Raw genomic sequence first — 14832 nt, forward strand, 5'->3', positions numbered from 1 at the left:
TATAACTATTGTATAATAATTGTACAAATAAAACGTAATGGAGGCTATTATAATGGCCAAGAAAATAATCGTCATAGGCGCTGGTCCGGGTGGCTTGGCAGCGGCAATGCTGCTGGCCGGCAAGGGATACGACGTGGAAGTATATGAGAAGCAAACATTTGTTGGCGGACGGAACGGTGCTGTGACCATGGACGGGTACACGTTCGATATTGGACCCACGTTCTTGAGCATGCCGGAAATTGCCGAGGAATTATTCGAGGCAGCAGGAAGGAATCTTCATGACTATGTGGATTTACAAGAGCTCTCCATGATGTACGAACTTATATTTAAAGATAAAAGGGTCCAGATGTTTAAAGACCCGGAGCGGCTTTCTGAAGAAATCGAGCGCCATTATCCAGGGAATGCAGAAGGATATACGCGTTTTATGAATGATACACGTAAAAAAATGGAACGGTTAAAACCAATTCTTCAAAGTCCGATGGATCGATATTATCAATATATCAGCTGGAAGGTTTTGAGAGCCCTTCCCCAATTATCATTGGGGAAATCACTTTATAGTGTGTTAAGTGATTATTTCACCGATCATGAATTGCGGTTAGCCTTTACCTTTCAATCGAAATATTTAGGGATGTCACCATGGGAGTGTCCGGGAGCATTCTCGATTCTGTCCTTCATGGAGCATGAATATGGCATATTTCATCCGATCGGCGGGGTAAATCAACTTTCGAAAGCCATGGCTAAAGTAGTGACTGAGCATGGTGGTTCCATCCATTTGGGACGGGGAGTAAAGAAATTGTGGATTGAAGACCGTAATGTGGTGAAGGGGATCATTACGGAGGATGGGAAGAAGGTTACAGCAGATGAAGTAATCATCAATGGAGATTTCGCTCATGTGATGAGTAACCTTGTAGATGATGGTGTTCTCAAGAAATACAGTAAAGAAAAACTGAAGAAGAAGAAGTATTCCTGCTCCACATTCATGATATATCTTGGAATCGATAAACAGTATGATCTTCCTCATCACAGCATCCTGTTTGCGGAGGATTATAAGAGAAATGTGGAGGAAATAACGGAGACGTTTACACTTCCGGAAGATCCCTCCATATATATTCAAAATGCATCCGTGACAGATAAGACGCTTGCTCCTCAAGGACATTCCACTTTATATATTCTTGCTCCCGTTCCGAATAATGTAAGCGGGATTGATTGGGCAGAGAATGAACAAACGTTCCGGGATCTTGTTCTGGATGCAGTTGAAAGCAAAACGAACTTAAAGAACATCCGGGAACATATCCAGGTTGAAAAAATCATCTCTCCTCATCATTGGGAGGTAGACTTCAATATTTATCAAGGTGCGACCTTTAATCTCGGTCACCAATTAACTCAAATGATGGCACTCAGACCTCACAATAAATTTGAAGAGCTTGAAAACTGTTGGCTGGTCGGGGGAGGAACCCATCCGGGAAGCGGGTTGCCTACAATATTAGAATCAGCCCGGATTACAACGAATATGCTGCTGAACGAAGATCCGTCATATTCCTTCACTGAAACCCAAAAGATGGGGGAAGCATTATGAAAACGGCGGTTGTTGGATCTGGGATCGGCGGGTTGATATCGGGACTGTTACTTTCAAAAGATGGTCATGAAGTTACCATTTATGAAAAGGAGACCACAATTGGTGGGCGACTTGCCTTTATTCAAGAAGGTGAATACAAAATTGATAAAGGACCGACCATCGTGCTCCTGCCTGAAATGCTGCTTTCCATTCTATCAGAAGCAGGTATAAATACAGACGAAATTGAATTCGTCCGTTGTGATCCTTTGTATAATGTTCATTTTGCAGACGGTCAAACGTATAAAAAATATGCTGATATGGATAAGCAATACGAAGAAATCAAGCAGCAGTTCCCTGGAGATGAAGACGGGTTTCTGAAATTCATGGAAGATATGGATGAACGATTTAAAATAGGCAAGCCTCAATTTCTTGAATCCACATTTTTAAAAACAAAAGACTATCTGAACCGGGAAACGATTGGCTCACTGCTAAAGTTAAAAGCATATCGAAATGTGATGGGGAATTTAAGGCATTATTTTAATCATGAAAAACTACAAACCGCTTACGGGCTTCAAACCTTATATATTGGCGGGAATCCCTATACGACTCCTGCGATTTATAGTTTAGTATCCTATAGCGAGCATAAACATGGTATCTATTATATAAAGGGTGGTTATGCCAGTCTTTTGGATCATGTGAAGCAGGCGTGTGATCGAAATGGTGTAATCATCAAGACATCTTCACCTGTCACAGAAATCGAGACCACAGGAGATAAAGCGACTCATATCGTCCTCGGAAACCATAGAGAAGAAATAGATGCAGTGATCATTAATGGTGATTTTCCTTCGTTGACCAAACTAGTAAAGAAGAATGAGTCTAAACCTTACAAACCTTCATCTGGTTGCGTGCTAATGTATATGGGCGTGGATGGGAAGTTTGATGAAAAGGAAATGCACCAATTTTATTTAAATGAATATTTCTCTGAGAATATGAAGGATATTTTCAAAAATAAGAGAATTCCTAAGGAACCTTCATTTTACGTGTTTAATCCGTCTAAGGTTGATTCATCCCTGGCACCAGAGGGAAACAGTGTCCTATACGTCCTAATCCCTGTTCCGGTTTCCGAGAAATTGGACTGGAAGGAAGCTTCAGAATTTCTTTCCAATTACGTATTGGATACAATGGAGAAAAGGGGCTTCAAAGAGTTAAGAAAACGAATCAAGTGGATGAAAATCAGGACACCTGAAGAGGCGAAACAAGAGGGGTTATATTCAGGGGGAAGCTTCGGTATTGCACCCAGTTTAGGTCAATCAGGCCCGTTCAGGCCTCAGGTACAACCGTTTGCAGAAAAGAATATCTTTGCTGTGGGAGCATCCATCCATCCTGGTGGGGGAGTACCGATCGTCATGCAGGGGGCAAAACTCGTCGCTGAAACCTTCAAAGAACATTATAAAACGGAGTCGGAAAGGAAGGATGTGACCTTAAATGAACAAGATCTTGGAAGCATACGATCATTGTGAGAATATCATTAAACTTCACTCAAAGACATTTTACAGGGCATTCTCCCTATTGCCGAAAGACCAAAAGAAAGCTGTATGGGCAGTATACGCATTCTGTCGCAGAGTAGATGACATCGTAGACGAGGGTACGAAACCTACTGAGGATTTACAGCAATTCGAAATGGAATTCGAATCGTTTTTAACAGGCTATTATAATGAAGAAGAACTTATGTGGGTAGCCTTGGATGATGTGTTTGCACATTTCAATATGGACATCGGAGCTTTCAGGGATATGATTAAAGGGCAACGAATGGATTTGAACGGCAGAATTTATGTGACGATGGATGATGTACTGGACTATTCTTATCACGTTGCAAGCACTGTTGGGTTAATGCTACTTCCAATTCTTGCTCCGGGGAAAGAACATCAATTAAGGGAAGATGGAATCTACTTAGGTTATGCCATGCAGCTTACCAATATATTAAGAGATATCGGTGAAGACCTGGAAAGAGGTAGATTATATATCCCCCAGGATTTGTTAGTTAAATATGAATATACCGTAGCAGAACTCATGGATCATCGAAATAATGCTGCATTCCAGTCCATATGGGAAGAAATGGCCAGGATTGCAGAAGACTATTATGAGAAGGCGTTCCGTACAATGAACCTTTATCCTATGTATTCAAGGACCCCGGTGAAGGGTGCTGCATTATTATATCGAGCCATCCTGGGTGAGGTAAGGAGTAATCACTATAATGTTTTTTCCAAGAAACATTTCGTTTCAAAAGATGTAAAAGAAAAAATCATTTCAACCATTTCGTAAATAAGCCCGTATGGAAGCTTTAGTTGAAGGCTTTCCATATGAGCTTATTTTTGTTTAGACCGAAAAAAAGAGCCGCTCGGGGCAGCTCAAAATCTGATTATATTGTGTTTCGCTGATTCATGGTTTCACTCACTTTACCTGTACCGATCGAATTTAATCGATCAACTAAATCAGATCCAAAAGGAGAAGAGGAAGAAACGTTTGATTCTAATACAGTATCCTTTAATTCATAAGCGTTCGACCCATGCTCTGTAAAGTCCAGTCCTGAAAGTTCTTCTTCACGTGAAACGCGAATACTTGCCACTCTCGTTACGATGAACAAGAACCCTCCGACAGTGACGGAAGTCCAGGCGATAACTGCTAACACACCGAGTGCTTGAGTGGCTATTAAAGAAACACCACCGCCATATAATAAGCCGTTTGAGACATCGAACAACCCAACAGCTACTGTACCCCAAATCCCGCAAATTCCATGTACCGCAATGGCCCCTACAGGATCATCGACTTTAAGTTTAGAATCGATTACGGTTACGGCTTCAACAAGGATCACTCCTGCAATAAGCCCGATGATGAGAGAACCGGTGAGTGATACATTGGCACAGCCGGCGGTGATACCGACAAGTCCTCCCAGTGCTCCATTTAACGTCAGGGAAGGATCGATTCGTTTAAATCTTACTAGTGTATAGAAAGCGGATGAAAGGATGGCGGCAGATGCTGAGAATAAAGTTGTTGTAATGACGTGAGGCACAAGTGTCGGATCTGCGGTCAGGCTGCTGCCTCCATTAAATCCAAACCAGCCGAACCAAAGAATGAATACCCCAAGGGCGCCGATCGGGATATTATGACCTGGAATGACATTCACTTTACCTTTATTGTATTTGCCGATACGTGATCCAAGGAAAAGTACCGTAATGAAGGCTCCGACAGCACCTGTTAAATGAACGACAGTAGATCCGGCAAAATCAACGAACCCAAGCTCTGAAAGCCATCCGCCTCCCCAAATCCAATGTCCCACAATCGGATAAATGATTCCGGTCATAGCAATGGTTAACAGAATATAACTTTTTAGCTTCATTCGTTCAGCTACAGCACCTGAAATGATCGTTGCACATGTAGCGGCAAATACGGATTGGAATAAGAAGAAGCCGATATCTTCACGTCCTGAAAGGAAAAAGCTGTCGGTACCGATGATCCCACCGGATGTTCCTCCAAACATAAACCCAAATCCTACAATGAAAAACAGAACAGAAGCAATGGCTACAGTTAAGAAGTTTTTCATCAGGATATTAAGGGAGTTCTTGGCCCGGGTAAATCCTGTCTCGACCATGGCGAATCCAGCGTGCATGAAGAACACAAGGACTGCAGCGATCATGACCCACAGGGAGTCAACGGATGCTTGAACAGATTCTGCGGTAGGGGCCGCAGCGAAAGCAGTAGTGCTCACAAACAGTGACAGAAGTAACAGAGCAGAAATTTTTTTAATCAATGGTATCCCTCCAAAATGAATGAGTCAAGTAAGAAGTGACTATAAAACGGCTTTTTTTCCCCGCTCACCTGTACGGATGCGAATGACATCCTCGACCGGATAGATGAATATTTTCCCGTCTCCTACGGTATCGGTACTGCAGTGCTCAACAATGAGATCAATGATGTCTTCAACCTGACTATCGTCGACGATCATTTCCACCTTTACACGGGGGACTAACTGCAGTTCGAATTTATTCCCTCTGAAAATCCCTTGCTTTCCTTTCTGTTTTCCACAGCCAGCTGCTTCTGATACGGTTAGCCCACTGAATCCACGAAGGCATAACGCTTCTCTCAGGGACAAGAATGCTTCTGCACGAATAATCGCTTCTACTTTTTTCATTGTGTTTTCCTCCTATTGTTTTTTGTTCTTTCATTCTTGAATAAATTGATTCTTAGATGTTAGGTTTTGTGACATGAATAAGTTATATTATTTATCATATTCAGAAAATAATAAAAGTTCAAGTGGTAATTTGTTATGAAAGCGTTTTTATGTAAAAAAACTTAACATGCGGAGGTGGAGGCGTTTTCATTTGGATAAAAAAGAGTCAGCTCGATTGTGAGCTGACTCTTTTTATAAAAGGAGGGATCGTGGCGGCGGTCATTTGGACTTGCTTCAAGATTCGCAACTACCTAAAAGAAGGTCCGTCCCTCTAAATTGTACTTTTATCACTTTGAACAAATCGTTTATGGATCCATACTTTGGACCGCCAGCGTTTGAGCATGATGATGCCCCGGAGCCATTCATCGGCAATGAAGGAGATCCAGATCCCGATAAGTCCGAGACCGAACCAGATTCCGAGTATATAGGAGAGCGTAACGCTTACTCCCCACATGGATAAAATCCCCATATAAACTGGGAAGCGCACATCGCCTGTTGCCCTTAGTGCGTTTATGACGACAAGGTTGAAGCTTCTGCCCGGTTCTAGAATGATGGTCAAATAGATTAATGTTTTACCAAGAGAAATGATTTCTTCGTTATTTGTAAATATTCTCAGCAGCGGCTCCGCTGCGATAGAGAAAATTCCGGCCATGATAAGAGAGATGAAGATAGCAATCTTTAAACTTTTCAAACACCGTTCATAGGCACTGTCAAATTGTTTCGCCCCGATCATATGACCAATGATAATTTGAGTTCCCTGACTGATCGCTACACTGAATAAAAAGATAAACATCATCAGGTTTTGGGCATACACCTTGGTGGTCAATGCGTTCGTCCCGATACTTGCAATGAAATACGTAATGACCATTTGTGAACCATTATAAGATAAATGTTCTCCTGCAGAAGGAATGCCGATGCGAAGTAAATTTTTCACATGAGACATTGGTAAACGAAAAAGCCTCTTGATTGGAAGAGCGCTTGGAATTCGTTTAGTAATCACGATGATGCTCACAATAAATCCGATAAGTCTCGAAGTAATCGTGGAAATCGCTACCCCTTCCACCCCTAAAACAGGAACACCAAATGGACCAAAGATAAATAAATAGTTTCCGATTACATTGATGATATTCATACCGATTGTAATGTACATGGCGTCTTTCGTGTAGCCATAGCTCCTCATGATGGAACCGGCTGTCATGATCAATGCCTGGATGAAGGCGAATCCTCCAACGATTTTTAAATAAGAAGAGGCTTCATTCATCAGAGACCCGGGAAGATCCATTGAAAGCAGGATCGGTTCACTGAAAAAGACAAGGGCGATACTAAGGAAGAGACCGAATCCCAGGTTAATGGCAATGGAAACGATGGATACTTCTCCAGCCAATCGGTCCTCCCGGGCTCCCAGATGCTGAGCAACGAGAATGGCAGTACCTGTTGCGACAAATCCAAACATGACAATAATGAGAGAAAGGATCTGATTGGAAACCCCGACGGCTGCAACAGAGTCATCTGAGTACTGACTTAGCATTAACGTATCGGCATTTCCCATCAGCATATGGAGAAAAATTTCAATGAAAATCGGCCAAGTCAAGGCGAAGAGGGTCATGTTTTTTTGATTCTTGCTCATAGATTTTCTCCTTTAGCTGGCCAGGGATTGGGACCTGGTCATTCTGATCGATTTAAATAGATAAGGGGACTAACCGAAGAGGTGTAGTCCCGCTTGTTACGAACTAAGCTTTATTAAAATTTCAGGATGGCAAATCCATACCCTTCAAGGGACACTTCAATGGAATCTGCTTCAGCGGCAAAATCTTCACCACTCCACAGATTTGTGATTTTCTTTCCTTTTAATTCAAAAGGAAGAGAGTAGGTGGTTGATTCTTCACTACAGTTCAAGAGGACAAAAATGGTTTCTTCTCCATCTGATTTAGTGAAGGAAAGACATTGTTCATGAAGGTCTCCTGGTAAAAATGTCAAATTACCTTCATTGCTTAACAGTGGATACTCCTTGCGAAGGGAGATATGTTTCTGAATATGACTGAACAGTTCTTCGTTATGCTGTTCTTTTTCCCAAGGGAAGCACTTACGGCACCCCGGGTCCTGTTCACCAGTCAGGCCGATTTCATCCCCATAGTAAATACAAGGTGTGCCAGTGAAAGTGAGCATGAACGTGTAAATTTGTTTAGCGCGCCGGATATCTTCGCCGCACTCTGTTAATACACGCGGTGTATCGTGACTTCCGACAAGGTTGAAATTAACTTCATTTACGTTCTTAGGGTACATATGAACGACAGAGGTCATATTCTCTGCAAATTGTGATGCGGATATCGTTCGCTTCGCAAATAGATTCAATAGATTTGTCGTGAAAGGATAGTTCATAACCGCATCGAATTGATCTCCCCGTAACCATGGCATTGAATCGTGCCAAATTTCTCCTAAAATATATAGATCCGGCTTTATATTCTTCACTTCTTTGCGGAATTCACGCCAGAAGTGGTGATCGACCTCATTTGCAACATCCAGACGCCATCCATCGATATCAAATTCCTCTATCCAGTACCGGCCAACCTCTAATAGATAATTGCGGACATCTTCATTTTCAGTATTTAATTTCGGCATGGAAGGTTCGAATGCAAAAGTGTCATAATTAGGCGGCTTACTTTCAATATCCAAAGGAAATCCGTTTACATGGAACCATTCTTTATAAGGGGAGTCCTCACCGTTCTTAAGTACATCCTGGAACTGGTCAAAATAGAAGCCGCTATGATTAAAGACCGCATCCAGCATGACTTTAATATCATTCTCATGACAGACCTTTATTAATTCCTTCAATGTTTCCTTCGTCCCGAACTGCGGGTCGATTTCGAAATAATCAATTGTGTCGTATTTATGATTGGAATGGGCTTTAAAGATGGGTGTAAAGTAGATCCCGGAGATCCCAAGCTCTTTTAAATAAGGAACGTTCTGGATCACACCTTCTAAATCCCCTCCGAAGAAATTGGTGGGAGTGGGCTCTGTGCTATTCCAGGCCAGTGTTCCTTCAGGATCATTCTCTGTATTCCCGTTTGCGAACCGCTCCGGGAAGATCTGATACCATACAGTATCCTTAACCCAAGCCGGTGCTTGAAATACATCGATAGTATTCAAGAAGGGGAAGCAGAAGTAATCCCCAATATCAGTAGAAGGAGCACCATTAAATCCTTTTTCTCCATAAAAGACTTCTTCCGTTTCGTCATGAAGAAGGAAACCATAACGAAGACGTCTGAAAGGTGGGGAGATGGGAGCGAACCAATAATCAAACAGCTGATCAGTCCCGGTTAAAACCATCTCCTTACGATCATAAATCCATTTTCCGTCCTCCCATTGATAAGGATCTCCATGCAGGAGTGTGACGTTGTCTACATCATTCTTCTTCGTGCGAATCCGTATGTGTAATTCGTTTTCTGTGCAAGCGTATGCATAGTTATCTTTTGGTCTATGATAAATGGCTTCCAGTAGCATCGTATATCCTCCTCTTTTTCATTCCATATAAAGAGTATTCTAAACCAACAATGTTGTCAATGATGGGCCGTCATTCTATTAAAGCGTTTACTTATCTCTCTGACAAACATAAAAAATTTTCAAAAAAGTATTGTCAAAGCAGATTTAGTTTGTATAATAAGAAGTAGGTTGTGCAATCGTTTTCACAAAGAATGTAAGCGATATCTTTTTGGATTAAGTCATAGTAAGTGCAAACGTTTGTTCAGTCTAACGGAAAGCTCGTTTTTTACCATACTTAGGAGGGGTCGAGATGAAAAAAGCGTTATCATTATTGATGGTAATCATGCTTGTACTAGGGGCGTTGGCTGCTTGTGGTCCTAATCGTGAAGAAGGATCAGGAAACAACGACAGCGGAGAGAAAAAAGCTGACGATGCAAACAAACCTGAAAAACTGGTTGTCTGGGAAGATCAAGAGAAAACTGGATGGCTGGATGAAGTAGGTGCTAAGTTCGAAGAAGAAACTGGCATTAAAGTTGAAGTGAAAGAAGTCGAAATGGCTACTAAGATGAAAGAACAATTACGTTTAGACGGTCCTGCTGGAACTGGTCCAGACGTTTTAACATTACCACATGACCAAATCGGTGAGCTTGCACTTGCAGGTCATATCGCTGCTTTAGAAGTTGAAGGAGACGTTGAAGAGCGTTTCACTGAATCTTCTATGACGGCACAGAGCTATGATGGAAAGCTATATGGTCTTCCAAAGTCCTCTGAAACGCCGGTATTCGTTTATAATAAAGCGTTAATGGAAGAAGCTCCAAAAACAATGGATGAAGTGTACACATTCTCAAAAGACTTTACGAAAGATGGAAACTACGGTTTCTTAGCTCTTTGGGATAACTTCTACTTCGCTCATGCACCGATCGGTGGCTTCGGCGGATATGTATTTGCTGAAAATGATGGCGCATTAGATGCGAAAGATCTTGGTTTAAACAATGAAGGTGCTGTAGAAGGTACGGAATATATTCAAAAATGGTACACAGAAGGTTTATTCCCTAAAGGTATCGTTGGTGAAAATGGTGGATCTGCAATGGACGGTCTATTTGGTGAAGGGAAAGTTGCTTCAGTCATGAATGGACCATGGTCTTTCCAAGGTTACAAAGATGCTGGAATCGATATTGGTGTATCTGCTATGCCTAAACTTCCAAACGGTGAGCCAATGAAAACATTCATGGGTGTTAAAGGATGGCACGTATCAGGCTACTCTGAAAATAAAGAGTGGGCTCAAAAATTCATCGAATTCATCACTCAAGATGAATATGCGAAATTACGTTTTGAACAAACTCAAGAAGTTCCAACGAACCAAGGGTTGATCGACGATCCTGCGATCGCAGAAAACCCAGGAGCAAAAGCGGTTGCTGAGCAATCTCAATATGCGGTTCCAATGCCAAACATTCCTGAAATGGGAGAAGTTTGGGGACCAATGGCTGACTCACTTCAAACCGTTGTGACAGGCAAACAAGAACCTAAAGCGGCTCTTGATGCAGCTGTAAAGCAAATTCAAGAAAACATTGATGCCAATCACTCAAACTAATGAATAAACATAGCGGTACCTTCTCATACATGAGAGGTACTGCTATCCTTTTAAAGACCTATTCAAGGGCTTTTTAAGGAAAAAAAGACTTCTTTTCTTAAAAAGCTCTTGAAGCTTATCAAAATTGTGAACGTAGAAAGGGGAATATAGGATGGAGCAACAATCCTATCAAAAAAACACAAGAAAAACAGCACTGGCCCTTTCCCTAATCCCTGGATTAGGTCAGATGTATCATAGACAGTTTCTAAAAGGCGGATTCTTCCTGATCATGACAGCCGCTTTTATCCTTGTCTTCAGAGATTTGATCGGCTACGGATTATGGGGGATTACAACGCTTGGGACCGACATCTCATACGGAGATCATTCCATTTTCTTAATGGTATATGGAATCCTGGCAATCATCGTATCAATCTTCGGAATCGGATTCTACTTATTTAATCTTCGGGACGCATATAAAAACGGAGAAAAGAGAGACAGGGGAGAGAAGCTAAGTACGATTCGGGAACAATATCGAAATTTAGTAGACAATGGCTTTCCTTATCTCATTATGTCTCCTGGGTTCTTACTACTTGTATTCGTAGTCATCTTCCCGATCATCTTTGTGATATTACTGGCGTTTACAAACTATGATTTGTATCACTCACCGCCGGCTAAATTAGTCGACTGGATAGGGATCCAAAACTTTGTTGATATTTTCAAGATTGATATTTGGAGAGAAACATTCATTACCGTATTAGCCTGGACTCTTGTTTGGACGTTCGGTGCCACAACGCTTCAAGTTGCACTGGGTGTATTCCTTGCCATCCTGGTCAATCAAAAAGATTTAAAAGGAAAAGCAATCATTCGTACTGTGTTCATCTTACCTTGGGCCATCCCGGCTTTTGTTTCCATCCTGGTTTTCGCAGGAATGTTCAATGAGTCCTTCGGAACGATTAACAGGGATATCTTAGGATTCTTCGGCATTGAAGGTTTACCATGGATGACGGAACCGATGTATACACGGATTGCCCTGATCGGTATTCAAGCCTGGTTAGGCTTCCCATTCATCTTTGCAATGACAACGGGTGTACTCCAATCGATTCCCGATGAGCTTTATGAAGCAGCAACGGTGGACGGGGCATCGGCTTTCCAGAAATTCAAGAACATTACGTTGCCCCTCGTCCTTTTTGCAACGGCGCCAATCATCATTACCCAATATACATTTAACTTTAATAACTTTAACGTCATTTACTTATTCAATGGCGGAGGACCTGCCCTGACAGGACAAAATGCAGGTGGAACGGACATTCTGATTTCCTGGATCTACAGTCTGACTATGACATCCGCACAGTATTCGAAAGCCGCTGCCATCACATTATTATTATCCATCATCGTTATTACTGTAGCGATCTGGCAGTTCAAGAGAACGAAATCATTCCAAGAAGAGGATATGATGTAATATGAATATGAAGAGACAGAAACTCATACGTTTAACACTTTCATACGCAGCCATCGGAATTATGTTTGCCATCATTCTTTACCCGGTTGCATGGATCATCGGATCTTCATTCAACCCAGGTCAAAGTTTATCCGGTTCATCCATCATTCCCAAGAATGCAACATTGGCACACTATAAAGAACTATTCGATCTGGAACAAAGTAATTATCTGCTTTGGTACTGGAACTCGATAAAAGTCAGTTTATCAACCATGGCACTTACGGTCTTACTGGTCAGTTTAACGGCATATTCATTCTCCCGTTACCGCTTCACCGGTCGTAAGAATGGATTAATGACATTTCTTATCCTCCAAATGATACCTAACTTTGCTGCATTAATTGCGATTTTCGTTTTAGCACTATTAACAGATCTGTTGGACACACATATTGGATTGATTCTTGTCTATGTTGGTGGACAGATTCCAATGAATACATGGTTAATGAAAGGGTACCTGGATACAATTCCGAAAGAGCTCGATGAATCAGCTAAGATGGACGGAGCGGGACATTTACGAATCTTCTTCCAGATCGTCATGCCACTTGCGAAACCGATCATCGCGGTAGTTGCTCTGTTCTCATTCATTGCACCATTCGCGGACTTTATCATTGCCAGTATCTTATTGCGTTCAGAAAAAATGTACACATTACCGGTTGCCCTTTATGATATGGTAGCAAAACAATTCGGAGCTGAATTTACTACATTTGCTGCTGGATCTGTATTAATTGCCGTACCAATTGCCCTATTATTCCTGTTCTTCCAGAAATACTTCGTTTCAGGATTGACGGCAGGGGGTACAAAAGGATAATCTTATAGGCGTTACTAACAGTTTTAGGAGGAGCGGAGATGAAAAGAAGAGTATTATCTCTCATTTTAGTCCCGTTTCTTCTTTTTTACGCCCTTCCGGTAGGTGCAGTTGAAAAAGAAGAACGAAAATGGCAGGATGAGACCATTTATTTTCTAATGGTCGATCGCTTTAATAACGGGGATACGAGCAACGATAAGAATGTGGATACCAAAGATCCTAAAGCCTATCAAGGCGGGGACTTTCAAGGTGTGATTGATAAGCTGGATTATATTAGGGATATGGGATTTACCGCCATCTGGCTGACCCCGATCTTTGATAATCAACCACTTGGGTATCACGGGTATTGGATTACGGATTTCTATAAGACAGAAGAACATTTTGGATCCATCGACACGTTTAAGAAGCTTGTAGATGAGGCACACAAACGTGATATGAAAGTGATGCTGGACTTCGTTGTGAACCATGTCGGACCCGAACACCCTTGGGTGAATGACCCTGAAAAATCGGACTGGTTTCATGAAAATCAGCCGATGAACTTCGATAATGAAGAAAGTCTGCAAAATGCGTGGTTATATGATCTTCCCGATTTAAATACAGAAAATCCGGAAGTGAAAAACTACTTATTTGACGCCGCGAAATGGTGGATCGAAGAGACAGATGTTGACGGATATCGATTGGATACTGTTCGTCACGTACCACAAGAGTTCTGGACTGATTTCAGCAAAGAGGTTAAGTCAGTCAAAGAAGACTTCTATCTTCTTGGTGAAGTGTTCGATCGCGACCCCCAGAAGATAGCAAAGTATAATGATGTAGGAATTGATGGATTTGTTAATTTTCCTCAAGCAGAAGAGATGCGTTCTGTATTCCAAAAGCCGGATACATCGATGGATCGTCTTTTTAACTTCTGGAAATACAACGAAACATACTATGACGATCCTTACGTAATGGGGACTTTTATCGATAACCATGATATGGAACGGTTTACGAGATTGCTCGTTCAAGAGAAGCTCTTCCCGGGTACCAGGTGGAAACTCGCTCTAACGTATATGTATACGACTCCAGGGATCCCGATCGTTTATTATGGATCAGAGATAGCCGTAGATGGTGGAAATGACCCGGATAATCGACGTTTTATGAACTTTAGGGCAGATGAAGAATTGATTGATTACATCACTCAATTAGGAAAGCTTCGACAAGATTACCCCGCCCTAACAAGAGGGACGATAGAACCCATCTATGAAAAAGACGGTATGGGAATATTTAAGCGTACGTACGGGGATCAAACGCTCGTGATCGCCATAAACAACACAAGTGAATCTCAAAAGGTTCAATTGAGTCAAGAAGAATTAGCGGAAAATAGTGAGCTGAAAGGATTATTAACCGCAGACCTGGTACGTATTGATAAGGATGGAAACTATACGATCGTAGTGGATCGTGAAGAATCTGAGGTTTATTCCCTTAAACAGAAGAGTGGATTGAATTATCCTTACTTACTGGCACTTGGCACTGTATATGTCCTCTTCTTACTCTTTATTTATCTTGTATGGAAACGAGGAAGGAAGAAAAAACAGTCATGATTTGATGCGGGGTTCAGTCTAGGAGCCCTGCAATTCCTGATTTTTAAGAATACCGAAATGGAAGCGTTTTAATTACCGTAATAAATAGAATAAAGGAGCCCTCTACAACTAAGAGGGTA

The 14832-nt window shown here is 41.7% G+C and carries 11 protein-coding genes; 7 read left to right on the plus strand and 4 right to left on the minus strand.

Annotated features, from left to right (window positions below):
- Positions 1-52 precede the first annotated feature (52 nt).
- From ACQKFO_RS17720 to ACQKFO_RS17730, 3 genes are read left to right on the plus strand one after another with little or no spacing between them, the layout of a single operon-like run.
- On the plus strand, positions 53-1576 hold the full coding sequence (locus ACQKFO_RS17720) for a phytoene desaturase family protein (protein WP_427600175.1): 1524 nt from the start codon (positions 53-55) through the stop codon (positions 1574-1576).
- A complete protein-coding gene (locus ACQKFO_RS17725; RefSeq protein WP_427600176.1) occupies positions 1573-3075 on the plus strand; it encodes a phytoene desaturase family protein in 1503 nt (500 codons plus the stop codon). Before ACQKFO_RS17720 ends, ACQKFO_RS17725 begins: the two co-directional genes overlap by 4 nt.
- A complete protein-coding gene (locus tag ACQKFO_RS17730; protein WP_427600177.1) occupies positions 3041-3877 on the plus strand; it encodes a phytoene/squalene synthase family protein in 837 nt (278 codons plus the stop codon). The genes ACQKFO_RS17725 and ACQKFO_RS17730 overlap by 35 nt, the downstream gene beginning before the upstream one ends.
- A 97-nt stretch (positions 3878-3974) precedes the next feature.
- On the opposite strand, the gene ACQKFO_RS17735 is transcribed toward ACQKFO_RS17730, so the two are convergent.
- The 4 genes from ACQKFO_RS17735 to ACQKFO_RS17750 form a co-directional block, all read right to left on the minus strand.
- Positions 3975-5363 (minus strand): ammonium transporter, encoded by a 1389-nt coding sequence (locus tag ACQKFO_RS17735; RefSeq protein WP_427600178.1) that lies wholly within the window; start codon positions 5361-5363, stop codon positions 3975-3977.
- Between the two features lie 39 nt (positions 5364-5402).
- The gene (locus tag ACQKFO_RS17740; RefSeq protein ID WP_427600179.1) at positions 5403-5744 is read right to left on the minus strand and encodes a P-II family nitrogen regulator; all 342 of its coding nucleotides are present in this window, start codon (positions 5742-5744) and stop codon (positions 5403-5405) included.
- Positions 5745-6054: 310 nt separating this feature from the next.
- Complete coding sequence (locus ACQKFO_RS17745; RefSeq protein WP_427600180.1) at positions 6055-7410, minus strand: MATE family efflux transporter; 1356 nt, start codon at positions 7408-7410, stop codon at positions 6055-6057.
- A 113-nt stretch (positions 7411-7523) separates the two neighbouring features.
- Positions 7524-9284 carry an alpha-glycosidase gene (locus ACQKFO_RS17750; RefSeq protein WP_427600181.1) on the minus strand — a complete coding sequence of 587 codons (1761 nt, stop codon included), beginning with the start codon at positions 9282-9284 and terminating at the stop codon, positions 7524-7526.
- A 289-nt stretch (positions 9285-9573) separates the two neighbouring features.
- Here ACQKFO_RS17750 and ACQKFO_RS17755 point away from each other — a divergent pair, with 289 nt between their 5' ends.
- The 4 genes from ACQKFO_RS17755 (at position 9574) to ACQKFO_RS17770 (ending at position 14713) form a co-directional block, all read left to right on the plus strand.
- A complete protein-coding gene (locus ACQKFO_RS17755; protein WP_427600182.1) occupies positions 9574-10854 on the plus strand; it encodes an extracellular solute-binding protein in 1281 nt (426 codons plus the stop codon).
- Between the two features lie 151 nt (positions 10855-11005).
- A complete protein-coding gene (locus tag ACQKFO_RS17760) occupies positions 11006-12292 on the plus strand; it encodes a carbohydrate ABC transporter permease (RefSeq protein ID WP_427600183.1) in 1287 nt (428 codons plus the stop codon).
- Position 12293: 1 nt separating this feature from the next.
- Positions 12294-13136 (plus strand): sugar ABC transporter permease, encoded by an 843-nt coding sequence (locus ACQKFO_RS17765; RefSeq protein ID WP_427600184.1) that lies wholly within the window; start codon positions 12294-12296, stop codon positions 13134-13136.
- A 38-nt stretch (positions 13137-13174) separates the two neighbouring features.
- Positions 13175-14713: an alpha-amylase family glycosyl hydrolase gene (locus ACQKFO_RS17770; protein ID WP_427600185.1), complete on the plus strand. Its 1539-nt coding sequence runs from the start codon at positions 13175-13177 to the stop codon at positions 14711-14713.
- The last annotated feature ends 119 nt before the right edge of the window (positions 14714-14832 follow it).

The sequence above is a fragment of the Rossellomorea sp. NPDC071047 genome, assembly GCF_050270195.1.
GTDB lineage: Bacteria > Bacillota > Bacilli > Bacillales > Bacillaceae_B > Rossellomorea.